The 23,505-nt window shown below is 57.8% G+C and carries 19 protein-coding genes and 4 tRNA genes; 20 read left to right on the plus strand and 3 right to left on the minus strand.

All coding sequences use genetic code 11. The features are described from left to right. Nucleotides 1-198 precede the first annotated feature (198 nt). The 9 genes from hpf to H8274_RS03125 all read left to right on the plus strand — a co-directional run bounded on the left by hpf (nt 199) and on the right by H8274_RS03125 (nt 7,064). The gene (hpf, locus tag H8274_RS03085) at nt 199-846 is read left to right on the plus strand and encodes a ribosome hibernation-promoting factor, HPF/YfiA family (protein WP_049619947.1); all 648 of its coding nucleotides are present in this window, start codon (nt 199-201) and stop codon (nt 844-846) included. Between the two features lie 300 nt (nt 847-1,146). Beyond that, nucleotides 1,147-2,508, plus strand: a complete 1,362-nt coding sequence (locus H8274_RS03090) for an FAD-dependent oxidoreductase (protein ID WP_185933809.1) — start codon at nt 1,147-1,149, stop codon at nt 2,506-2,508. 18 nt (nt 2,509-2,526) lie between these two features. After that, nucleotides 2,527-3,576 carry a lipoate-protein ligase small subunit gene (locus tag H8274_RS03095; protein ID WP_049619934.1) on the plus strand — a complete coding sequence of 350 codons (1,050 nt, stop codon included), beginning with the start codon at nt 2,527-2,529 and terminating at the stop codon, nt 3,574-3,576. A gap of 439 nt (nt 3,577-4,015) precedes the next feature. Next, nucleotides 4,016-4,097 (plus strand) — tRNA-Tyr (locus H8274_RS03100). A 74-nt stretch (nt 4,098-4,171) separates the two neighbouring features. Beyond that, nucleotides 4,172-4,247: transfer RNA gene (locus H8274_RS03105), tRNA-Thr, on the plus strand. 22 nt (nt 4,248-4,269) lie between these two features. Then, nucleotides 4,270-4,343, plus strand: a tRNA-Met gene (locus H8274_RS03110). Between the two features lie 54 nt (nt 4,344-4,397). Beyond that, nucleotides 4,398-4,568 carry a 50S ribosomal protein L33 gene (rpmG, locus tag H8274_RS03115; protein WP_049619935.1) on the plus strand — a complete coding sequence of 57 codons (171 nt, stop codon included), beginning with the start codon at nt 4,398-4,400 and terminating at the stop codon, nt 4,566-4,568. Nucleotides 4,569-4,713: 145 nt separating this feature from the next. Beyond that, nucleotides 4,714-5,901 (plus strand): UDP-N-acetylmuramate dehydrogenase, encoded by a 1,188-nt coding sequence (locus H8274_RS03120; protein ID WP_231583141.1) that lies wholly within the window; start codon nt 4,714-4,716, stop codon nt 5,899-5,901. Between the two features lie 305 nt (nt 5,902-6,206). Continuing rightward, a complete protein-coding gene (locus H8274_RS03125) occupies nt 6,207-7,064 on the plus strand; it encodes a hypothetical protein (RefSeq protein ID WP_185933810.1) in 858 nt (285 codons plus the stop codon). Between the two features lie 121 nt (nt 7,065-7,185). Here H8274_RS03125 and H8274_RS03130 read toward each other — a convergent pair whose 3' ends face one another. Further along, the gene (locus H8274_RS03130; protein WP_185933811.1) at nt 7,186-8,226 is read right to left on the minus strand and encodes an adenosine deaminase; all 1,041 of its coding nucleotides are present in this window, start codon (nt 8,224-8,226) and stop codon (nt 7,186-7,188) included. Between the two features lie 526 nt (nt 8,227-8,752). On the opposite strand from H8274_RS03130, the gene H8274_RS03135 reads away from it, so the two are divergent. Together H8274_RS03135 and H8274_RS03140 are read left to right on the plus strand one after the other, a co-directional pair. Next, nucleotides 8,753-10,009: a hypothetical protein gene (locus H8274_RS03135; RefSeq protein ID WP_185933812.1), complete on the plus strand. Its 1,257-nt coding sequence runs from the start codon at nt 8,753-8,755 to the stop codon at nt 10,007-10,009. 428 nt (nt 10,010-10,437) lie between these two features. Next, nucleotides 10,438-11,922, plus strand: coding sequence for a phosphotransferase (locus tag H8274_RS03140; RefSeq protein ID WP_185933813.1), 1,485 nt, complete (start codon nt 10,438-10,440; stop codon nt 11,920-11,922). A gap of 26 nt (nt 11,923-11,948) precedes the next feature. On the opposite strand, the gene H8274_RS03145 is transcribed toward H8274_RS03140, so the two are convergent. Continuing rightward, nucleotides 11,949-13,166 carry a pyridoxal phosphate-dependent aminotransferase gene (locus H8274_RS03145; protein WP_185933814.1) on the minus strand — a complete coding sequence of 406 codons (1,218 nt, stop codon included), beginning with the start codon at nt 13,164-13,166 and terminating at the stop codon, nt 11,949-11,951. Between the two features lie 22 nt (nt 13,167-13,188). After that, nucleotides 13,189-13,359, minus strand: a complete 171-nt coding sequence (locus tag H8274_RS03150) for a hypothetical protein (RefSeq protein ID WP_221884763.1) — start codon at nt 13,357-13,359, stop codon at nt 13,189-13,191. A 276-nt stretch (nt 13,360-13,635) separates the two neighbouring features. Between H8274_RS03150 and H8274_RS03155 the strand changes: the two genes are divergently transcribed. From H8274_RS03155 to rpoB, 9 genes are all read left to right on the plus strand, one after another. Further along, nucleotides 13,636-13,708, plus strand: a tRNA-Trp gene (locus tag H8274_RS03155). 49 nt (nt 13,709-13,757) lie between these two features. Continuing rightward, nucleotides 13,758-13,994 carry a preprotein translocase subunit SecE gene (gene secE / locus H8274_RS03160; protein WP_049618717.1) on the plus strand — a complete coding sequence of 79 codons (237 nt, stop codon included), beginning with the start codon at nt 13,758-13,760 and terminating at the stop codon, nt 13,992-13,994. 26 nt (nt 13,995-14,020) lie between these two features. Next, nucleotides 14,021-15,025: a transcription termination/antitermination protein NusG gene (gene nusG / locus H8274_RS03165; protein ID WP_049618710.1), complete on the plus strand. Its 1,005-nt coding sequence runs from the start codon at nt 14,021-14,023 to the stop codon at nt 15,023-15,025. Nucleotides 15,026-15,163: 138 nt separating this feature from the next. Continuing rightward, nucleotides 15,164-15,598 carry a 50S ribosomal protein L11 gene (rplK, locus tag H8274_RS03170; protein WP_049618709.1) on the plus strand — a complete coding sequence of 145 codons (435 nt, stop codon included), beginning with the start codon at nt 15,164-15,166 and terminating at the stop codon, nt 15,596-15,598. Nucleotides 15,599-15,703: 105 nt separating this feature from the next. After that, the gene (rplA, locus tag H8274_RS03175) at nt 15,704-16,405 is read left to right on the plus strand and encodes a 50S ribosomal protein L1 (protein WP_049618708.1); all 702 of its coding nucleotides are present in this window, start codon (nt 15,704-15,706) and stop codon (nt 16,403-16,405) included. A 292-nt stretch (nt 16,406-16,697) separates the two neighbouring features. Continuing rightward, entirely contained in the window at nt 16,698-18,071 is a 1,374-nt protein-coding gene (locus H8274_RS03180; RefSeq protein ID WP_049618707.1) for a glycosyltransferase family 39 protein, read from the plus strand. A 440-nt stretch (nt 18,072-18,511) separates the two neighbouring features. Continuing rightward, a complete protein-coding gene (gene rplJ / locus H8274_RS03185; protein WP_049618706.1) occupies nt 18,512-19,042 on the plus strand; it encodes a 50S ribosomal protein L10 in 531 nt (176 codons plus the stop codon). Between the two features lie 91 nt (nt 19,043-19,133). Then, nucleotides 19,134-19,520, plus strand: coding sequence for a 50S ribosomal protein L7/L12 (gene rplL, locus H8274_RS03190; RefSeq protein ID WP_049618705.1), 387 nt, complete (start codon nt 19,134-19,136; stop codon nt 19,518-19,520). Between the two features lie 436 nt (nt 19,521-19,956). Further along, entirely contained in the window at nt 19,957-23,451 is a 3,495-nt protein-coding gene (gene rpoB, locus H8274_RS03195; protein WP_049618704.1) for a DNA-directed RNA polymerase subunit beta, read from the plus strand. Nucleotides 23,452-23,505: the final 54 nt, after the last annotated feature.

A 23,505-nucleotide genomic window follows, 5' to 3' on the forward strand; every position in this document is an offset into this window, starting at 1 on the left:
TCTTTGTCAAAACAGTAATTACGCTGGTGGCGGCGTAAAACTAATCGCACCAGCAGGTGATATCGCCTACAATTAAGGCAACCCGAAAGTTACGGGAACCTGAACGTCCTGGAAAGTGAGGAGGTGTACATCTCCCTAACGCCTGAGAAGCGGAAAGAAAAAGGGGCCGCATGGCCACTCGAAAACCAGGAGGATATCGTGGAAATCGTTGTTACAGGCAGAAACAGTGAAGTTTCGGATCGCTTCCGCGAACATGTTGAAAATAAGCTTTCAAAGGTTGAACTGTTTGCACCACGAGCACAACGCGTTGAAGTGGTAATAACCAAGGAAAACAATCCCGCCCAAGCCGATACCGCCAAAACGGTAGAGATTACCGTACATGACAAAGGGCCGGTAATTCGCGGCGAAGCCTCAGCGGCGGATCAATATTCAGCGCTTGATCTGGCATCCTCCAAGCTTTTTGAACGCTTACGGCGCGCTCGCGATCGGAAGAAGGACCATCGCCGGGGTGGTAAGCCCCAGGAAGTCGAGCCGCTGAATCTGCGTCCGGAAGATGTAAACGTGAAACCGGATGCGGAAGAGGAACACCCGGAAGAAGCACGCCACGCACCTACCCATTTGGGAGAAACGGTGGAAAGCCAGCTTGGCGATTCGCCGGTGATCGTGCGAGATAAGCTTTATGAGGCCGAACCAATCACGGTAGATGAAGCTTTGTACCAGATGGAGATGGTGGGGCACCCCTTCTTCATCTTCATCGATAAGGAAACCAAGCAGCCTTGCGCGGTATACCGCCGCCACGGCTGGACTTATGGCATTATTCGCCTCGATACCGTAACGCAGGCCTAAACAAAACTCTAATTGCGGGCCCGCACTCATAACGATTACTCATGTACAGCGCAATAACGCACGTACATAGGGATCCGAGTGCGGGCCCGCAACGCATATAGGCGGGCGGCGGTGTGGCGGCGAGGCGTGCGCCAGCCGGACTGCCGCACAAGCTGGGCTGTCGCACAAGCTGGGCTGTCGCACAAGCTGGGCTGCCGCACAAGCTGGGCTGCCGCACCGGCGGTTTTTGCCAGGCGAGAGAAACTGTGCAGAAAGCTGAGCTTTCGTAGAATCGGGGAAGGAAAACAAGGAAAGGAAAACATGAGTGATTCACTTCAGGTGGTCATTATCGGCGCTGGGCCGGCCGGAATTTACGCGGCCGATCTTTTGCTAAAAACGGAACATAAGGTGAGCATTGATATTTTTGATGAGCTCCCTGCTCCGTATGGCCTGGTGCGGTATGGGGTGGCCCCAGACCACCCGTATATCCGCTCCATTACCAATGCGCTTCACAACGTGCTCAAGCAGGATAATCTCCGCTTCTTTGGCAACGTGAAAATCGGCGAACACGTAACCGTGGCGGAACTGCATGAACACTATGACGCGGTGATTGTAGCCACGGGTGCTAATGCTGACCGCAGCTTGGGAATCCCGGGCGAGGACCTGCCGGGTAGCGTGGGCGGCGCGGACTTTGTGTCCTGGTATGACGGCCACCCGGACCACCCGCGCACCTGGGACCTTTCCGCTCAAGAAATCGCGGTTGTCGGCGTCGGTAATGTGGCCCTGGATATTACACGCATGTTAGTGAAAGATCCGCAAGCCCTGGAAAGCACGGATATCCCGCCGAATGTGGAAGCTGGGTTGCAGGAAAACCAGGTGCGTAAGGTACATATTTTCGGCCGGCGCGGGCCTGCGCAGGTCAAGTTCTCACTCCAGGAATTGCGCGAATTGGCGGCTTGTGACGGAGTGGAGGTGCGGGTAGTACCGGAAGATATGCAGTACGACGCCGCCTCTACGAAGACGGTCGAAACAGATCGCATGCAGCGGCAGGTCGTAGAAGAACTCGAAAAGTTGGTGCAAGCCGAACCGGCAGAGAACGAAGCACCGCGCCAGGTAATTATCCACTTGCTTTCCGCTCCCACGGAGATCTACGGGGACGGCAAGGTAGAAGGAATCCGGGTGGAGAAAAACCGTTTGCGCGGCGATGGCCAAGTAACAGGCACCGGGGAATTTGTGGACTATCCGGTACAAGCGGTTTACCGGGCGATTGGCTATGCTTCCGCGCAGGTTCCGGGCCTGCCCTGGGATGAAACAGAAAAGGTTATTCCCAACGCGGCGGGGCGGATCATGCACGACGGCGCTGCCCTGCCTGGCTACTACGTGACCGGGTGGGTGAAGCGCGGCCCGGTGGGATTGATTGGTTCCACCAAATCGGATGCGAAGGAAACCATCACTTGCCTCACGGAAGATATCGAGGCGGGCAAGGTGAAGGCTACGGGCGCCGGAGACGGGGGTGAGGGTATTCTCAATCTGCTTCGCAAGCGTGGCGTTCGCTGGACCACCCGGGAAGGGTGGGAAAAACTTGATGCGTACGAAGCGCAGTTGGGCGAAGCGAAGGGGCGGGCCCGCACCAAGGTTGTGGACCGCGAAACCATGACGGCCATCGCGCGCGGCGAAAAATAATGATGGAAAGGTTTTCTAATGCATGGCGAGTATAAAGAGCTCGGTCAAAAGATGGTGATCGTCGATCTGGATGTGATCGATGGCCACATGCGCAATGTGAGGATTTCGGGAGATTTCTTCCTGGAACCGGATTCGGCACTGTGGCGGATTACCGCAGCGGTGGAAGGGCTCCCGGCGGACACCAATTCGGCGGGTATCCAAGAAGCCGTGCAGGCCGCGGTTTTACCTTCCGATAATCTCTTTGGCCTCACCCCGCTCGGGGTGGCCACGGCAGTACGCCGCGCTTTGGGCCAAGCTCTGGACTGGCACGATATTGATTTCGAGGTGATCCACACCCCGGTCATCCATCCCGTGCTCAATATGACCATGGACGAAACCTTGCCCGAAGCCGTAGCGGCGGGCAAACACAAGCCCTTCATGCGGATTTGGGAATGGGATCGGCCCCTCGTGGTGATGGGCTCGTACCAGTCATATTCCAATGAGATAAACCAGGCCGGGGTGGACAAGTGGGGGATCACGGTCGGCCGGCGGATAACCGGTGGTGGCACCATGTTTATGGAGCCGGGTAACTGCATCACCTATTCGCTAGTGGTCCCCACCGCCCTGGTAGATGGCATGAGCTTCCAACAGTCCTACCCGTTCTTGGATGCCTGGGTAATCGAAGCACTTGCCCGCGTGGGCGTGAATGCCAAGTACGTGCCGCTCAACGATATTGCTTCCGATAAAGGCAAGATCGGGGGAGCAGCCCAAAAGCATTTCGCCACCGGGTACATGGTCCATCACGTCACGATGGCTTATGACATCGACACCGACAAAATGATGGACGTGTTGAACATGGGCGATGCCAATAAGAAAAACCGTGGGCATCGCTCCGCCAACAAGCGTGTTGATCCGATGAAATCCCAAACCGGCATGCCCCGCGATGAGATCATCAAGGTATTCATCGAAACCTTCAAGGAACGCTACGGCGCTACCGAGGGTGAAATCACTGCGGAAGATATCGCCATTGCGGAAGAGCGTTACCGCACCAAGTTCTCCACCGAAGAGTGGATCAAGCGCTTGCCCTAAAGGCTGCAAGCACCTTCCTTAAGGGCTGCGAGCGCTTGCCCTGTTGCGACGTTGGGTGTGTTGCCAGTGGCGGCCTTCCCTAGGGCTGCAGGTGCGTGCTCTAAGGACTGCAGGTGCGTGCTCTAAGGGGTTGGTGGCAAGGCCGCGAAGTGGTGCCCGGGCTGTAAACCCGGGCACCACTTGGTACAAGCCCGTGTGTTAGCCCGTGCGCCACTTGGTACAAGCTCGTGCGTGATTGCCGGAGGTGATCCGGATGCTGTTGGGCACAAGCCCGGGCTGTACCGTTGTGTCAGCTCGTGTGGCGCCGCCGGGCCGGGCCGGCCGGCGGCGGCCGGGATTGCGAAAAAGTGTAGCTCGCCACGTAAGGGGTAAATAGTTTGACAGGGGTGGGGGAGGGCCTGGTACTCTCATCTGGTGCCTCCGGGAGTACGGAGCACATGGCGGGTTTCCCGAGCGGCCAAAGGGACCTGACTGTAAATCAGATGCGTTACGCTTCGTAGGTTCGAATCCTACACCCGCCACGGACGCGAAAGCGCCTGGGATACCCAGCGCGGAAGCTAGGAGCTAATCCTGGTTTTTGTGCGAGCATCCCTTAGCCCCGATAGCTCAGTCGGCAGAGCGTTTCCATGGTAAGGAAAAGGTCGAGAGTTCGATTCTCTCTCGGGGCTCCATCACTGCCTAGCAGTGATACGCGGCGGGGTAGCTCAGATGGTCAGAGCGCACGACTCATAATCGTGAGGTCGCGGGTTCAATCCCCGCCTCCGCTACTACTCAAGATTTAGAGTCGCTAAGTCGTCGGAAAACTCGGAGGAGCAAAGGAAATGGCGAGCAAGTCTGCTGATGTGCGCCCGAAGATCACCCTTGCGTGCACCAACTGCAAGGAGCGCAATTACATCACCAAGAAGAACCGACGCAATACGCCGGATCGGCTGGAGCTGAAGAAGTACTGCGCCCGGTGCAACGCATCCACGCCGCACCGCGAAACCCGCTAATACTTCACCGTTCAGGCGGAAATAACAATATAGCTTGGAACCACAGAGTTCCGTAAAGTGGCGAACTGCTCGCACAAACAACAGTGAGCAGGCCGCCACTTTTTTGTGCCCCAGAACCAGCCCGCTACCGAGTAAGCTGGGCGGTGTGACGTGCGAAATTCCTGAACCTGAAATGAACGCCGCGGATGGGCAGGCGGCACAAACCCCGCTAGTACCGCCGGTGCAATCTACCCGAATCCGGCCCGGTGCGCGTACTTTCGCCGAGCTCACTACGATTGGCGTGGGCGGGCCGGTGCAAGAAGTCCGCGCGGCGCATAGCGAAGCGGAAGTAGTAGAAGCTGTACGCGAAGCCGATGCCCAGGGCACCCCGGTGCTGGTTTTAGGGGGTGGCTCCAATGTGCTCGCCGACGATGCTCCGTGGAACGGCGTCGTCGTACGTGATATGCGCCGCGGTATTACGCTCCAAAGCGCTAACGCCTGCGCCGGCGCGAATTTCCGCGTGCTCCCCGGCACGCCTTGGGATGAATTCGTGGTGGAAGCGATTAAACGCGAATGGACCGGAGTGGAAGCGCTTTCAGGGATTCCCGGTGTGGTGGGTGCAGCGCCCGTGCAAAATATTGGTGCATACGGGCAAGAAGTTGCGGCCGTGGTAGCCAGCGTGCGAGTCTACGACCGCGCCACCGGTAACATCCGCACCCTCTTTTCTGCCGATCTCAACTTCGGGTACCGCAACTCCCTCCTGAAAGAAACCTTGCGTACGTGGGGCCCCAGCCCGCGCTACATCGTGCTCGCCGTTGATTTCCAAACCGGTATTTCCGCGCTTTCGGAACCGATCCGCTACCAGCAACTAGCCACCACGCTGGGTGTTGAACTAGGGGCACGGGTACCAATGCGCGAGGTGCGAAGCGCGGTGCTAGAGGTGCGCCGGGCGAAAGGCATGGTGCTCGACGACGCCGACCGCGACACCTACTCGCTGGGCAGTTTCTTCACGAACCCGGTGATGACCACCGCACAAGCCGCGAAACTGCCGGAAACAGCGCCGCGTTACGAAGTCCACGACACCGAAAAAACTACTTTCAACACCGGAGCCCCCGTGCACCCGGGCCTCGTGAAAACCTCTGCGGCCTGGCTGATTGAACACGCCGGGTTTGGCAAAGGCTACGGGCAGGGGCAAGCCCGGCTATCCACGCGCCACACTCTCGCCTTGACCAATCGCGGCCAGGCCACCGCTGCTGATATTCGCGCCCTGGCGCGCGAAATCCAGGCGGGCGTAGAAGCTCGCTTCGGTGTTCATCTTGAACCTGAACCAGTGGTGCTCGGCGGGGAACTATAAAGCGGCGGGCGTACCAGTTACAGTTCCGTAACGAAATCGCATTTTTCTTCTCGGTGGGTTACAGACGGCGTTACGCTGTCATCAGGGTCGGGGGATAGGACCGCCCCAACACAGAGAGGTGTGATTACCCATGGGCAAGAAATACACCGGTTTTATAGCGTGGGTGAGCGTCATAGTTTTTGCCGCGGGACTGGGCGGTTGTAGTAAAATCGGCGGCTCAAATTACTCTACCCAGCGAACTGGCACCGCGCGATGTTGTTTGGCATAGCGCGCACGAAAACCACACGCTTTACAGCTTAGAAGGTGTGAGCAGTATTGTAGGCGCGCGCGGGGATGGGCGCTACTTGGCGATTACCGATACGGCCTGGCAAACGGAACCACAAAATGCTAGTCCCCTGCGGCTCCAGCTTTGGGATCTAGAACAGCTGGAGAAAGGGCCGCGAGTACTGGTGGATGCACCCAGCATGGATACGGGGGAGAGAGGCAACTATATCGCTGATGCGATGGTATTTATTGGTGACTGGTTCTGGTTCGCCTATTCAGATGCTAACGGTACCCACCTGGACCGCCTGCAACTATCTACCGGAGAACGTGAACATATCGCCGATGGTCTTTCCTACTCCGGCGGGAATCTAGCTTTCTGGAACGGCACCGTGGTGGCCACGGTCGACGCGCAAGGCCCTACCGGGAATACCGCAAATGCCGCCGGAAGCGCCGAAAACGAGGCGGGAACCAAAACTCGTGGGGAAAAGCTTCAGCAGTTCGACGCCAGCAGTGGAGAAAAGCTTCCCCTGGATGAAAGACTGGCCGGCCTGAACTTCGTAAGTAGTTTTGTAGCAACCCCGCATGATCTCGGCCTGAACTCCGCGCGTAGTTCCAAAGCAAGCCCAGAATACCTGGTGGTTACCGAAAGCGTGCTTTCAGAAGGCAGTGGGGATGTGCAATGGATAATACCGGCCACGGGCGAAGCGAAATATGTGGACCCGGCCGCTTCACCCGCTCCCGAGGGGTGGAAGATCGGGCAACCGGTAGGCGAATACTTACCGGTCGCGGTAGAAGAAGGAACAATGGCACTGCACTTGCCGAGCGGAAACTGGTGCAAGTTGGACGCCAAAAAAATTGGCGAAGGCCTACACGGCCCATTGCTCACCGCACAAAGCTAGCCGTTGCAACAATAAAGCTAGCCGTTGCAATAATGCGGTGCCTTGCGGTGGCACGGTGCCTAGTCCGGACGCCTTGTACTGCTAGTTTTCGGTGCTGCGGTGGGTGTATCCTTCGGCGGGTTTAGCCCTCGGTAGGCTTAGTATTTGGCGGCGTTTTTAACCAGTCATCGACCTCGGCCAACCAGGTGCGTTTCGAGTTTTCGGAAGCGAAGCTGGCCCGAATAGAACGCCGCGCCAATTCCGCGAGTTCCGGATCCGAAAACCCTAGCCGCCGTGCCATTTCGTATTGGTCAGTGAGCCGGGAAAGGAAGAGGAGAGGATCGTCGGCGCCCAGGGCGATCTCGGCTCCGGCGTCGTACAAAGTGCGTAGCGGTACTGCCGCTTCTTCTGGGTACACCCCGAGGGAAATGTTCGACGCCGGGCACACTTCCAAACTGATTCCGGCCGCCACGATTTGCTCCAGGAGGGCAGGATCTTCCGCCGCGCGCACGCCATGCCCCAAACGGTCCGGATGTAAATATTCGATAGTTTCCCGAATTGCCCGCGGGCCGCGCAATTCGCCACTGTGCGGGACGGATTTCAAACCCGCACGGGCCGCAATTCGGAAGGCTGGGCCCCAATCGGCCACATTGCCGCGCCGCTCATCATTAGAAAGACCAAAACCGATCACTTCGCCCGGTCCATCACCGGCATAGCGTGCAGCTAAACGGGCGAGCGTGCGCGCATCCAGCGGGTGGCGGATGCGGGAAGCCGCCACGATCACTCCCACCTCCACGCCGGTGCTGGCCTGCGCCTTTTTAGCTTCGTCAAGCACAATTTCCAAAGCCGGAGTAATCCCGCCTACGAACGGCGCATAACTCGTGGGATCAATCTGGATTTCTAAGCGGCGCGAACCTTCGGCTGCATCAGCGGCCGCTGCTTCGCGTACGATTCGCCGCATAGACGCTTCGGAACGAACAACTGCGCGGGCGGCGTCGTACGAACGCTGGAAACGGAACCAGCCCCGCTGATCGGCAGGCACATGCAAGGCCACATTGTCCGTGAGGTTTTCCGGCAAACGCCGCCCTTGTTCGCGGGCCATACTCGCCAGCGTGGGCACACTCATCGAACCAGTGAAATGCAGATGCAGATGGGTTTTCGGAAGAAATTGTAAATCTCGCACCTCCCCATCATCGCATTATCCAGGGAGGAACGTGGAATGGGCGGGCGAACTGAAATTAACGTTGAGGGTTGGTTCTGAATAATCTGCGGTAACAGTTTGGTAACAAAGAACTAAGTCGGGTTAAAATCTGTTCTCTAACGGTAAAATAATTGTTGCAAGTCACAATGGTGGCGCGTAGCGCGTTGGGTGCACGACTTGTGAGTCATTGCCGTCAAGGGTGACGGAATCTTTTGAGATCAGACTCGGGCCAGGTTAAGGTCACATGCACCCGTGAATGGGAGGATGGAAAATGCGTAAAACAATTCGGTTTTCCTCGGTTCCTCGTAGTCACATTTCGACCTTTAAGAACAGGGTAAATGCTGACCTCACGAAGGGGCCACCCTCTAGCTGTAAAAATGTCAATTCCGGCTGGGGTGGACTATTCCCCGAAGGGGTATCCGGCAGACCGGACGATCGTGCGCCATATGGCGGTTATGGGATATAGGGGTTCTCTATGGTAAATCGAGGGGTGTATAAAAGTATATCGTTGGGTTTGGCGCTGTGTCTGGGCCTCGGGCTTTCGGCCTGCAACCCGAAAAGCGAGAAGAACGCGGATATGACTGGCCATAGCGCCACGCCCTCGGCGTACCCCTCCGAAGCCTATGTTGATGGATACAATCCGCCCCCGGAGCTGAGTGCGGAGCAGTTGCGCCGCTTCCGCGAAGCACCCATCTATGAGATGCAGGAAGTATCAGTTCCGGAGCAATATACGGATTCCGCGGTGCAGAAGCGTCCTGATTGGGCAGCTCCAAACATGACGGATAAAGATGTTATTTGGGCTGATGATTCTGGATTTTTGGCCGAGGTCCCCTTCAACCTCGATGAGGTAAATAAGGCCGATCGTGAAGGGCGACCTCCTTCGCTTCCAACGCGTGATGTTGTATGGCATGGTGCCGATGGGTCCGAGCGGAAACTCTTAACGCTGGAAGGTATGGATCAAATTTGCCATGTAGTGGGGAATGGTCGTTTCCTGGTTATTGCTTCTTCCATAGAGGGGAATCTGGCTCCGGCGGAGCCCGTCCGTGTGCGGTTATGGGATTTACAAGCAGGTGGTGATCCGGTTGAGCTTGTAAGTGCGCCAGAAAGTAATGCATTCGAGAATGGCAGTTTTCTCTATAAGTCATTTTTATTCGATGGTGACTGGTTGTGGTTTGGTTACTCACAGCGCGAAAAGTCCAATCTCGATCGGTACAACCTTCATACTGGCGAGATCCAACACATTGGGGAAAGTGTAACGGGATCCCTCGCCAAGTGGAATGGAACCGTAGTGACTACGGCGCTTGGCACGCCGGGTACAGATCAAGTGATACTGCGTCAGTATGACAGTGAAACTGGGGCGCCTGTACCTCTTGATCCGCGGTTAGAACCAATGAATCGAGTTGATGATATAGCTGCTACTGCGCATCATTTGTTCGTGTCGGAAACTATATATCCAACCAGTCCTTCCTACCCTACGTGGGTGGTTCCGGAAACCGGCGAACCGCAGATAACCGATCTGCAAAGTGAGCGGGGATCTGATTTCTGGTGGCTAAAGCGATCTGCTGGAGATTATCTTGCCGTGAGCGCTAACGAGGGAGACTTCGTTCTGCACGCCCCGAGTGGGAAGTGGTTTACTGTTCCGAGAGTGGATGTGCCGGCTATTCGGGGATTCGTGGTGGGGCCCATGGTCTACGAGCCGACAATGATAAACAAAGACATACCCCGCGGGGAGGTGGACCTATCGAAATTGCCGCCCAGTTTGTAGATAGCTACATAGTGGCAGCGAAACTGGACAGGCAAACCTGAAGGGCCTGTAAAAGGGCGCTTAAAAGGCTATAAATATAGTTAACAGAAGCGGGCCGGCGCGGGCGGTAATTACTGCCGTGTCGGTCCGCTTCTGCCGTGCCTGCGCATTTTTGCCAGCCCAGGCCTGTCTTTGCTAGCGCCGGCCCGCTTATGCTGCCGGCCAGTTTCTGCAGTGCTTTCCCATATGTGCCAGCGCCGGCCCGCCGAATCTGTTACCAGCGGAGTTGTAAATTCTGCTGGAATCTCGCATATGCACACTTACATGTACAAACTTCGGTCCCACCAAAGCGGAGCTAATTTATGCTCTATTGCCTGGTAGCGGCAAGAAATGGGAGGCGCGCCCCGGGGCATCGACGTCGGTTCTGAAAGTTGGGGCACAATATATGTATGGCGATAACGGACGGTGGTGAAGCACAGGCTCTCGCCTTGCTTACAAGCGGGGAAGCAGGGGCTATGCTCGCCGTGGCGTACGCTCCTCGTGCCGTGCATAGCTGGACCGTCCACTCTGTACATCACCGCCCGGGTGCAGGCGTTACCGTGGGATATCAAGTGGTAGTGACAGCGGAAGTGGGATATGCCGCGGGGGCTAATCCTGGCGCAAGTATGGGCACTGCCGCGAGAGGTCTCCCGAAAGTTCCAACAGGGGCGGCCGTACGTTCCGGTGCGAGTAATAATTTCGCGGGTGGGGCAGGACCTTCCGCAGCAGCTACCGCAACCGCTACGGAAGAAAAATATGTGTGCGCCTCCACGGCACAATTAAGCCGCCCGGATTTACCTTTCCTAAAACATATGACGCATGGCGGGCTGCAGGTAACCCTGTGGGAATACCCTTATGATCCAGAATTACCTGCCTTAGCGGTAGCGTGTTCCCCGCGAAAGATGAGTGAACTGTTGGGGAAGCGGGTCGGCGTCGAACTCAAAAGCTACCGGCCTACCCGCCGCGCGGTAGTACGCGTGGTAGACGAAGCCGGAAAGGGTGCTTTCGCTAAAGTGCTCAAACCGCCGGCCGCGGGATCATTGGCAAAACGCCACCATATGCTCACCGCCGCCGGCGTGCCCGCTCCGCGCGTGCTCGCAGAAAATGACCAGGGCTTAGTATTGATTTCTCAGCTTGCCGGTGAGCCTTTGGCCAATGCGTTGGGGCGCGGGCTGCTGGGGCAGGCACGCGCGGTGCTCGATAGTTTGGAGGCAACCCTAGACGCACTACCGGATTCGGTGATGCAACTATCTCGGCGTGCGGCGTGGTCAGATCGGGTGGAACACTATGCGCACGCGGCGGCCACGGCCTTACCGCAAATCCGTTCACGCGCCGAAGCCGTTGCCCACGGGGTGCGGCAAATCCTTTCCACCGTGCCGGCCGGCCCTCTCCAACCGGTACATGGCGATTTTTACGAAGCCAATATTTTCTTGCGGAATATTCCCGAAACTACTGCCCCCGCCTCTCCAAACACAACGTCCACGCGGCCGCAGGGGAGAATACAGGAGGGAACACGGGGGAGAGTGCAAGGTGGCCGTCTGGAAGCCGGGATTATCGACGTCGATTCCCTGGGCCCGGGTTATCGCGTGGATGATTGGGCGTGCCTATTAGGCCATATGTCTGTGCTCCCGCATTTGGCTCCGGCGAGCTATCCCCACATTCGCCACGATTTGGAAAGTTTTTGCCGCATGTTGGAATATCGGGTTTCCCCGCCGGCGCTGTATGCACGATGCGCGGGGGTAACCCTTTCCTTGGTGGCCGGCGCGGCCCGGGTGGATGGCACGCCCTGGGAAGAAGACGCACTCGGCCGGCTTACCGAAGCCGAAAACTGGCTCCGCCGTGCCCAGTCTTTCCTCGGTCCCGTAGATCCGCGCCAACCCCGCAAGCTGCGCTAGAACTTAGAAACAAATTGCGCTGGAACTTAGAAAGCAGTGCGCAAAAGCTTCGTAATGCGCGCGCATCCTTCCTCCAGATCAGCATCGGAAAGAGAATAAGAGAAGCGCAGATAACCGGGCGCCCCAAAAGCTTCCCCGGGTACCAGAGCCACCTCGGCGTGCTCCAAAAGCAAATCGGCCAGTACCTGGGAACTGGTGATCGTTACCCCGCGCAGTTGGCGGCCGATCCAGGCTTGCACGCCCACGAAAACATAGAAAGCGCCCTGCGGTTCAATCACCTCGAAGCCCTCGATTTGCCGCAGGAGTTCCACGAGCCGCAAACGCCGCCGATCAAAAGCCTGGCGCATATTTTCGATCTCGTCCCGCGGGCCTTCCAAAGCGGCGATCGCAGCGCGTTGCACCACATTGGCCACATTCCCGGTGAGGTGGCTGTGATAGTTCCGGACCGCCTGCATTGCTTCGGCCGGGCCGTACAACCAGCCCAAACGCCATCCCGTCATTGCATAAGACTTCGAAACGCCGGAAATAATGAGCGTGCGCTCTTGCATTTCCGGAACTTCTGCGAGCATATACGCCATGGTCGTATCGCCATACACCAGGTATTCGTAAATCTCGTCAATTACTAGCCAAACGTCATGACGTAGCGCCCAAGCCCCAATTTCTCGCAATTCGGCCGCGCTATACACCGCCCCGGTGGGATTATTCGGCGTGCAGAGCAGCAAGGCGCGGGTGCGCGGCGTCGTTACCGCTTCCAACTGTTCCACCGTAATCTTGTACCCATTTTCCGGACCCGCAAATACCTCGACCGGCAAGCCACCATAAAACTTGATGGTTTCCGGGTAGGTGGTCCAATAGGGGGCCGGCAAAATAACTTCGTCGCCGGGATCGAGTACCGCTGCCCAAGCTTCGAAATTTGCTTGTTTAGCACCGTTGGTTACCACGATATTTTCCGGATCGATAACGACGCCGCTATCACGCTTCGTCTTCGCCGCGATTGCCGTGCGCAATTCGGGCAGGCCCGGGCCCGCGGAATAGCCGTGATTGCGCGGATCAGCCGCCGCTTCTTGGGCGGCGCGGACCACGAAATCGGGGGTGGGGAAATTCGGTTGGCCCACCCCAAAACTAATCACCGGCCGCCCCTGCGCAAGCATGGCTTTCGCCCGCGCATCCGCAGCGAGCGTAGCGGAACCCTGGACGGCAGCGAGGCGGCGTGAAACTCGCCGGCTAGAACAGTTCTTCGTCATGCCCCCATTACATCACTTCTGCTCAGATATCTGTGCCTTCTTCCGAAAAATCACCACTGGCACCAGAAACATCACGGTTGGCTCCCGAAAAACCACCACTGGCTCGCGAAACATCACGGTTAGTTCCCGAAAAATCACCGCCGGCTCGCCAAACGTCACCGCTGGCTCCAGAAACATCACCACTGTTTTCCACAAAGCTCGAAGCACGCTTCGTTCTGCGAAGCACGCCGCGTTTGCGGGAAACGCGCGGGTAAAATTGCGGGGATTAGGGCCGGCGATACCCCGCGGCGTTGTGAGATGGCTCGCCGTAATTCGACGAGCGGGCGCTGAGTGGGTAGTATAGGGCGAGTTGTGGCAAGTAATTGTCATGCCATCCGCATCTGTGAAGCGTAAGCTCGGCACGGAAGCATCTATACTGGATGTTGAAGTGCTGGCATAAGTAGACAGTGCGAGTGGAAATATCCAACCTAGGGTAGTGGCGCAATTGGTAGCGCATCGGTCTCCAAAACCGACGGTTGGGGGTTCGAGTCCCTCCTACCCTGCGAACCGGCCCGCGGGCCGGGTGGTAATGATCGAGGAGAAGGGCTACCGGTGAGTCAAACAGCTGCCGCGTCCAAGCGGGAATCCGCAGACAAGAAAGGCGTATTCGCCCGCCTAGCTCAGTTTTTCCGGGAGATCTTTAGCGAGCTGAAGAAAGTTCAGCGCCCCACCCGCGATGAGCTGTGGCAAATGTTCATTACCGTTTTGGTTTTCGTCCTTGCGGTGATGGTTTTCGTAGGTATTTTCGATCTCTTATTTGGCCAGCTAACCTTCTGGATCTTCGGTTAGCTTTTGCCGAAGGAAAGTAGGGAAGCGTGGCTGAGGATAACCGCCAGCAGAATGAATTGTTCAGCGCTGCGGAAGAAGTAGAATCTCCGGTTGCGGCAGGGCAGGTCGCGGAAGAATCCCCAGCTGAATCGGCCACGGCTACGGCCAGCGCGCAAGCTGCCGAAATTTCCTTTAGCGACGCCGATACTGAGGCTCCCGGGGCTGTAGAACCTGCGGATGCTGATTCGGCTACCGAATCCGCAGAAGTTGCCGAGCAGGAAAATGAGCCTGCCACCGCAGAAGCAGAAGCGAGTGCTGCGGCAACTGCTGCCACAGATGGCACCGCCGCCGCTACAGACAACGGCGCGGCAGAGGCTGCGGAAACGCAAGCCGCGGAGGAAGTGGAAGCGGAAGCGGCGGATAAGAAACAGGGTGAAGTCGGTACCGTTACCGAAGAAGAGGTGCGCGAACGGTTGCGGGGCCTCGAAGGTAAATGGTACGTACTGCATACCTATTCGGGATATGAGAAGCGGGTCAAGCAAGATCTGGAAGCCCGCTTGGTCACCATGAACATGGAAGATTACATCTTCCAGATTGAGATCCCGATGGAAGAGGTCTACGAAATCAAGCGTGGCCAGCGTAAATTGGTACAGCGCGTGCGGATGCCCGGCTACGTGTTGATTCGGATGAACCTCACCAATGATTCCTGGCGTGTAGTGCAGGCAACGAACGGAGTTACCGGCTTCGTTGGCTCTGGTCGCGAACCCGTGGCACTCACTTTCGATGAAACCGTGAACCTGCTAACTCCCGTGGTGGAACTGGAAGCAGCCGCAGAAGCCAAGGCGGCGGGCGCACCTACCGCCGAACCGGAAACTGTTTCCCCGTTCGAAATTGGCGACCAAGTTACCTTGACCACCGAACCGTGGGCGGGCATGCCGGCAACGGTTTCCGCGGTGGATCCGGCCAACCAGCGCCTCACCGTAATGATGACTCTGGTAGGCCAAGAAACCCCGGTGGAGCTGGCCTTCACCCAGGTACACAAAGAAGAGTAAAAGAGAAACAAAAAGAGGCCGGTGGCGTGCGTATCACATGCTTCCGGCCTTTTCAGTTTGTGCCTGCTCGCGTAAAGTAGGTAGGCGTGCCATCGCTAGCCATTGCGATGGTTTTGATCAAGAAGAAAAGGACCCGATATGGCACCGAAGAAAAAGGTTGCAGGCTTTATCAAGCTGCAGATTCCTGCCGGCCAAGCCACGCCGGCCCCGCCGGTTGGCCCGGCCCTGGGCCAGCATGGTGTGAACATTGTGGAGTTCACCAAGGCTTACAATGCGGCCACCGAATCGCAGCGTGGAAACATTGTGCCGGTGGAAATCACCGTCTACGAAGATCGTTCATTCACCTTCGTACTTAAGACGCCGCCGGCTGCCCAGCTTATTAAGAAGGCCGCTGGGGTAGACAAGGGCTCTGGCCGTCCGAATACGGAAAAGGTGGGGCACCTGACGGCAGATCAGATTCGTGAGATCGCCAAGGTTAAGGAACCGGATCTCAACGCTAATGACCTCGAAAACGCTGCCCGTATCGTCGCCGGCACGGCGCGTTCCATGGGCATCACCACGGATGAAATCTAGGCCTTAGAGCCGAACATACGCGAAGCCGAAAAACGGCGGCGCGTCCAAAAGAGTGGAAGGGCCCGCGCAGGCCCGGGTACCACAACTGCAAAAGGAGAAGCAGAAATGGCAAAGCGCTCAAAGGCATACCGCGCAGCCGCGGAAAAGATTGCCCCCGGCGTGCTCTACACGCCTCGCGAGGCTTTTGAACTCGCAAAGGAAACCACCGTTACGAAGTTCGATGCGACGGTGGAAGTGACCTTCCGGCTCGGGGTTGATCCCCGCAAGGCCGATCAGATGGTCCGCGGCACGGTAAACCTGCCGCACGGCACCGGTAAGACGGCACGGGTCGTCGTCTTCGCCCAAGGTGCTCGCGCCCAGGAAGCTATCGACGCCGGTGCCGATGAAGTCGGCGACGACGAACTCATCGCGAAAGTGCAAGGCGGCTGGACGGACTTCGACGCCGCCGTTGCCACCCCGGACATGATGGGCAAGGTCGGCCGCTTGGGCCGCGTGCTCGGCCCGCGTGGCCTCATGCCGAACCCGAAGACGGGCACGGTCACCATGGACGTGGCCAAGGCCGTTTCCGATATTAAGGGTGGCCGTATCGAATTCCGCGTAGACAAGAACGGAAACCTCGCCTTCATTATTGGCAAGGCTTCCTTCAGCGTGGACCAGCTGGCCGATAACTACGCCGCCGCGCAGGAAGAAATCCTGCGTCTGCGCCCGGGTTCGGCCAAGGGCCGTTACATTAAGAAGGCCACGGTATCCACGAGTATGGGTCCCGGCATCCCGCTGGATTACTCGATTACCCGCAAGGATCTCTAAAAACGAGGCCTGGTAAATGGCCTCTCAGATCCCCATGGTTTGAAGGCCAGCGGTTTTAAAAGATCCGCATAAAACTTATATCCGCCCCGGTGGCGGTACGCGTGGCTCTGCTATCCCCAGCGTGGTGATAGCAGAGCCACGCTTTTTCTCTGCGTAGGCTAAAACTTAGAATTACCGGCAGAATTTAGAATTACCGGCACAGTGCAGCGCGCTTGCCAGCGGCGAGTATCCGGCGCGCGTATTCCCTTGCTCGCCGCTCTGCCAAACCACAGCAAGAATCGGAGAACGGGTAGTGGCACGTAGAAACAACCAGCGCGGCAATAATCTGCGCACAGACATTCGCTCCGGCCTGGGGGACGGGCTGTGCGCGGCGCTGCTCTTCTTGCTCGTCGCGGTCTGGGCTGGCGTTGCCCTAGCCCAACATCCCAGCGTGCACTCTTCGGGCGAATGGACCTATATCGATTACGCAGAAAAAATCTCGCGTGGCCACATACCCGTCCAGGGTGAAAAACTTGGCGAAGTAGCCCAAGAAAGCTGGGCCTGCAATTTTTCCGGTGTTACGGAAGGGGTCGTCGTGCCCCCAGACTGCGAAAACTGGCGCACCACGCCGATTGAAGAATGGCCCTACCGCGGCGAAAACTATAATGCCTTCCACCCGCCACTCTATTTTTGGGTGGTCGGCACCCTTTCCCGCGCCATAGAACCACTCACCGGTAGCTTCCTACTCGGTGCCCGCCTCGGTTCGGCACTACTCACCGGGCTGGGCATCGCCGCCCTCTTCGCCGCCATCCGCATGTGGAATGTTTCCCGCCCCGCCGCTTTCGCCGGCTCCCTCCTCGTCCTCACCGCGCCAGTGATTGCCGGCCCGGCCGTGCTCGTACATAACGACGCCGTGGGCGTGCTTGCCGGCGCTGCCGCCGTGTGGATGGGAGCCCGGATTTTCCAAAAAGGAAACTATTCGCCCTGGCTACCTGCCCTGGCCACGGCCGCAATCTGTTGCGCGCGGGTAATGGCCGTTTCCGGAATCGTGGTGCTAATGGCCTGGCTAGCGCTGTGCCTGCTCTGGCCGGCAGTAGGCGGGCTGGAGAAAAACTCCCGCCTGCCAGTTCTGCGCTATCTCGTAGTGCAAGCCGTGGTCATTATTGTGACCTATGTGGGCTGGTCGGCCTTCCAAAATCGGCGCGTACCCGAAGGCTACGTACCGGCCATTAGCGGCGTATCCACCGCGCCCCTGGACGGCATTTCCCTCGGCACCTGGTTGCATACACTCACCCAGCCGTACGGACTGAGCAATCCGCAAGGCGCCTGGCATATGTCCCTTGAGCTGTATGGGCCAAGCACGAAAATTTGGGGCACCTGCATTTTCGTGCTGTTCTTAGCGGCGCCCTTCCTGGCCTTGCTTTTGCGTATCCGGGACGTTCGCGACCGCAACCTCGCCGTACAAGCCGCAACCGGCCCGCTCGTAGTAGCCCTGCTGGTGCAAGTGCGCGAAGCCATCAATAACGGTGCCTATTTCACTTTCGTATTCCGCCGCTACGGAATTGCCAATGTGCCAGTTATAGGCGCCTCTCTCGCCGCCGCCTGCGACCGCCCTCGGTGGCGGGCCGCGCTGCAAATAGTGGCCTGGGTAGGATTCGCCGCCATGCTCGCAGGAGCACTGAGCTAAAACCTGTTTCGTGCGCCCGTATTTCCTCGTGCGCGGCCACACTGATTTTCGGTTTTCCACGCGTGGCACTGCACCGAGCGGGGAGGTACGACGTCGTGAACGTTAGGATGCACACAGGTACTGGCACGTACGGCGGGTAGGCGATATTCTTACTTACTGCCAAAGACCGCAGGTCCCGAAAGGGATAATCTCGCAAGAGGCCAGCGCAGGTAAGATACAGAGCTTAGCTCACTGCATCGGAAGTAGGCCGGTAATAGCCTGCTCGGCACGTACCGCGCGGAGTTTCCGCCGGCCAGCCGCAATCCTAAGGCAACTATGGCATCAGTCATGGAAGTGCGCGGGAAGCCAGATGCGTGGAATTGCCAAGCCCCGTGCTACCTGCACGGGGCTTTTTTGCGGGCCTTTCTGGATCATGCGGGGTTAGACCGAAAGGAGGCCCCATGTCGCGGAAGGACAAGGACGCAGTCATTGCCGAGCTCAAGGGACTGTTCGAGAGCTCCAGCGCTGTACTGTTCACCGAGTACCGTGGCCTGACGGTCGGCGAAATGAAGGATCTTCGCCGTTCGTTCAAGGGTGAGGCTGTCTATAAGGTCGCTAAGAATACGCTAGTGAAACTCGCCGCTGAACAGGCTGGCATTGAGCTTCCTGATGAACTCCATCAGGGCCCAACCGCCATTGCCTTTGTGCAGGGTGAGCCGCCCGTTATCGCCAAGGCGATGCGTACTTTCGCCAAGGAGCACGAAGCTCTGCAGGTGAAGGGCGGATACATGGACGGTCAGCATCTCGATGCCGACGGCGTGAAGACCCTCGCGGATCTCGAATCTCGCGAAACTCTTCTCGGCAAGTCTGCTGGCGTGCTCAAGGCGCTCCTCTACCGGACTGCCTACGTGCTCGATGCGCCGGCTTCCAAGGCGGTACGTACCGTCGAAGCCCTGCGCCAGAAGAAAGAAACCGCAGAAGCTGGCGCCTAAGCGGCCGGCATTTTGCTAATAAAAAACCACAGCAATGTTGCCCCGAATGGGCGCAGATAATCGCTCACACTGAGCGGGAAGGAAGGCCACCATGGCTAAGCTCTCTACCCAGGAGCTCATCGATGCTTTCAAGGAGCTCACCCTCGTTGAGCTCAACGACTTCGTCAAGGCTTTCGAAGAAGAATTCGACGTTACCGCTGCGGCTCCGGTAGCCGCTGCTGCTCCGGCTGCGGCCGGCGGTGAAGAAGGCGGCGCTGCTGAAGAGCAGACCGAATTCGACGTCGTTATCGAAGCCGCTGGCGATAAGAAGGTCCAGGTTATTAAGGAAGTACGTACCCTGACCTCCCTCGGCCTCAAGGAAGCCAAGGAACTCGTCGATTCCGCGCCGAAGGCCGTGCTGGAAGGCGTGGACAAGGACGCCGCCAACGCTGCCAAGGAAGCTCTCGAAGCTGCTGGCGCCACGGTTACCGTCAAGTAACTTGCCGGTGGGATAACCACCCGCACATGTTTTCCGCGAAGGCGGGTCTGCTACTAGTAATTTGGTGGCACACCCGCCTTTTGCCATCCGGAAGTTTGGTGGCAGACCCACCTTTTGCCATCCAGAGGGGCGGAGGGTAGGAACACATCACGTATGTAGCACTTGCTAAACTAGGGGAGAATGTGCGAGAGTATCAGCGAACGAAGAAGTTCGAGTGATGCCCTCCACAGGTGTAGGGATTGTGCTTTTATGCGTTAACGGGGTACTGTAGATATTTGCGATGACACTCCTATGCCCGTAGCCACTTCAGCCCGTTGATGTAGCTCCTGACGTCCGGTATTTAACAGACCGGCCAGGTGAGCACCCTAGAAAATGGTTGAAGTCGCCGCACCGGATTGGATTGTCTCCACATAGCTACGTCAGGGAAGGATCCACTTTGGCTGCTTCGCGCACATACTCGCTCGCCGCAGAAAACGGCAAGCCGGTAGTTGACCGCGTTTCTTTCGCAGAAATTCATGAGTTGCTCCAGGTACCCAACCTCTTGGGCTTACAAACGGATAGTTTCGGATGGCTCATTGGTTCTCAAGGATGGGCGGAAGAAAATCCCGGGGCAAAGTCTGGCCTCGAGGAGATTTTTGAGGAAATTTCCCCCATTGAAAACGCTGCCCAGACTATGGGCTTGGTGCTTTCGAATCCGCATCTGGAAGAACCGAAATACTCGATTCTTGAATGCCGCGAACGCGATCTTACATATTCGGCTCCGCTCTACGTGACGGCCGAATTCCAGAACTATGAGACCGGCGAAATCAAATCGCAAACCACCTTTATTGGCGATTTCCCGCTCATGACGGACCGCGGCACCTTCATCATTAACGGTACTGAGCGAGTGGTGGTATCTCAGCTCGTCCGTTCGCCGGGAGTCTACTTCGAACGTACCCCGGATAAGACCTCCGATAAAGATATTTACGGCGCGAAGTTCATTCCTTCGCGCGGTGCCTGGCTCGAATTCGAAATCGATAAGCGCGATCAGGTAGGCGTGCGTATTGACCGGAAGCGTAAGCAACCGATCACCGTCTTCCTCAAGGCGCTCGGCATGGAAGAATCCGAGATCAGTGAAGAATTTGCGGACTATCCGGTCTTGCTCGATACCCTGGAGAAGGACACCGTCCACACCCAGGAAGAAGCCCTGCAAGACATGTACCGCAAGCTGCGTCCGGGAGAACCGCCAACCGCAGAAGCTGGCCGGGCGCTGCTCAACAACTTCTACTTCAATCCGAAGCGTTACGACACCGCCAAGGTAGGACGCTACAAGATCAACCAGAAGTTGGGACTCAGCGATAACACCGAACGCCAGCTCACCCTGGAAGACATCGTGGCAGCCATCAAGTACATGCTGGCTCTGCACCAGGGCTTGGACAAGATGGACGAGAACGGGCAATTCCCGGAAGTGCTCGTGAGCGAAGATGGCAAGCCGGTTCGCATTTCCACCGACGATATCGATAATTTCTCGAACCGTCGTGTGCGTGCGGTAGGGGAGCTGATCCAAAACCAGTTCCGTACCGGCCTTTCCCGCCTGGACCGCATGGTCCGCGAACGCATGACCACGCAGGATGCGGAAGCAATCACGCCTTCCTCCCTGATCAATATTCGGCCGATCGTAGCCGCGATCAAGGAATTCTTCGGCACTTCGCAGCTGTCCCAGTTCATGGACCAAAACAATCCGCTGGCTGGCCTTACCCATAAGCGGCGGCTTTCCGCGCTGGGCCCGGGCGGCCTTTCGCGTGATCGCGCCGGCATGGAAGTGCGAGACGTGCACCCGTCCCACTACGGCCGGATGTGCCCGATTGAAACCCCAGAAGGTCCGAACATTGGTTTGATCGGCTCCCTGGCATCCTTCGCGCGCATCAACGCCTTCGGTTTCATCGAAACCCCCTACCGTAAGGTAGTTAACGGGCGCGTTACCGATGAAGTGGAATACCTGCAGGCAGGCGACGAAGATACCGTCAATATCGCCCAGGCAGAAACCCCGCTAGACGAAGAAGGCAACTTCCTGCAAGAAGAAGCCCTCGTGCGTCTGCCCGGCGGTGAACCGGCCCTGGTTCCGGTGGAAGAAATCGACTACATGGACGTTTCTGCCCGCCAGATGGTGTCTATCGGTTCCGGGATGATTCCCTTCCTGGAGCACGACGACGCTAACCGCGCTCTCATGGGTGCGAACATGCAGCGCCAGGCCGTCCCGCTGATCAAACCGGTTTCTCCCTACGTGGGTACCGGTTGGGAAATGCGGGTTGCCGTGGATTCGGGTGATGTGACTACTGGCGCCGCTCCCGGCGTCGTCACCGAAGTAGATGCGGATGCGGTACACGTTGAACAAGACGACGGCCGCCACGTTATCTACAAGATGCAAAAGTTTGAGCGTTCCAACCCCGGCAATACCGTCAACCAGAAGGTACGGGTTTCGGAAGGTGACCGCATCGAAGTCGGCTCGCTGATCGCGGATGGTCCGGCCACCGAAGGTGGGGAACTGGCGCTCGGCCAAAACCTGCTCGTGGCCTTCATGGCCTGGAACGGTTACAACTACGAAGACGCCATCATTCTTTCCGAACGGTGTGTGCAAGACGATCTGCTTACCTCGATCCACATTGAGGAACACGAAATCGACGCGCGTGACACCAAGCTCGGCCCCGAAGAAGTAACGCGCGATATCCCCAATGTTTCGGAAGATATGCTCGCGCATTTGGACGAACACGGGATTATCCGGGTAGGTGCGGAAGTACGTTCCGGCGATATCCTCGTCGGCAAGATCACCCCGAAGGGTGAAACCGAACTGACTTCGGAAGAACGGCTCCTGCGCGCCATTTTCGGCGAAAAGGCGAAGGAAGTACGCGATACTTCCCTGCGCGTTCCCCACGGCGAAACCGGGATTGTGATTGGAGTCCGCCAATTCACGGCGGAAAACAACGACGAGTTGCCCAATGACGTCAATGAAACCGTGCGCGTTTACGTGGCCCAGCGCCGCAAGATCACGGTGGGCGATAAGATGGCCGGCCGGCACGGTAACAAGGGTTGTATTTCCCAGATCCTGCCGGTGGAAGATATGCCCTTCATGGAAGACGGCACCCCGGTTGACATCATCCTCAACCCGCTCGGTGTGCCTTCCCGTATGAACCTCGGGCAGGTATATGAACTGCACATGGGCTGGATCGCCTCGCAGGGTTGGGACGCCACGGAAGCACGCGAACGCGGCGAAGAATGGGCACTCTCCCTGCCGGAAGAAGTTATCAAGGCGAAGCCGGAGCAGCGTATCGCTACCCCGGTGTTCGACGGCGCAACCCCGGCCGAAGTTGCCGGCCTGCTCCAGAACACTTTGCCCAACCGGGATGGAGATCGGCTCGTCGATCAATACGGTAAGGCCCGCCTCTTCGACGGCCGTACCGGCGAACCCTTCCCGGAACCGATCGCGGTGGGCTACATGTACATGCTGAAGTTGCACCACCTCGTGGACGATAAGATCCACGCCCGGTCAACCGGCCCGTACTCGATGGTTACCCAGCAGCCGCTGGGCGGAAAAGCTCAGTTCGGTGGGCAGCGTTTCGGAGAAATGGAAGTGTGGGCGCTGGAAGCTTATGGCGCCGCGCATACCCTGCAGGAAATGCTGACCATCAAGTCTGACGACACCGTGGGCCGCGTCAAGGTCTTTGAAGCGATCGTCAAGGGAGATAACGTTCCCGAACCGGGAATCCCCGAGTCCTTCAAGGTACTCATGTACGAAATGCGTTCGCTGTGCCTGAATGTGGAAGCACTCGACGCCTCCGGCCAGGCCATCAGTCTGGAAGACGAAGAAGATCGTTACTCCGCTCCCGTGCAAGACGCGGAAGGCCAGGAGCTTGCTACCGGCCTGGAAGATCTTTCCACCGGAGCCGATTTCTAAGAAACACATCACCGGTAGGCCGGGCGTGCGCCCGCCCGGCCTACCGCGAATCAG

Source organism: Actinobaculum suis (assembly GCF_900618115.1).
Lineage (GTDB): Bacteria > Actinomycetota > Actinomycetes > Actinomycetales > Actinomycetaceae > Actinobaculum > Actinobaculum suis.

Coding starts and splice junctions, on each gene's coding strand:
- rpmG (WP_049619935.1), top strand. CDS start 4,398: ATGGCGAGCAAGTCTGCTGATGTGCGCCCGAAGATCACCCTTGCGTGC.
- H8274_RS03095 (WP_049619934.1), top strand. CDS start 2,527: ATGCATGGCGAGTATAAAGAGCTCGGTCAAAAGATGGTGATCGTCGAT.
- rplA (WP_049618708.1), top strand. CDS start 15,704: ATGGCAAAGCGCTCAAAGGCATACCGCGCAGCCGCGGAAAAGATTGCC.
- H8274_RS03090 (WP_185933809.1), top strand. CDS start 1,147: ATGAGTGATTCACTTCAGGTGGTCATTATCGGCGCTGGGCCGGCCGGA.
- H8274_RS03145 (WP_185933814.1), bottom strand. CDS start 13,166: ATGACGAAGAACTGTTCTAGCCGGCGAGTTTCACGCCGCCTCGCTGCC.
- H8274_RS03140 (WP_185933813.1), top strand. CDS start 10,438: ATGGCGATAACGGACGGTGGTGAAGCACAGGCTCTCGCCTTGCTTACA.
- rplL (WP_049618705.1), top strand. CDS start 19,134: ATGGCTAAGCTCTCTACCCAGGAGCTCATCGATGCTTTCAAGGAGCTC.
- rplJ (WP_049618706.1), top strand. CDS start 18,512: ATGTCGCGGAAGGACAAGGACGCAGTCATTGCCGAGCTCAAGGGACTG.
- rplK (WP_049618709.1), top strand. CDS start 15,164: ATGGCACCGAAGAAAAAGGTTGCAGGCTTTATCAAGCTGCAGATTCCT.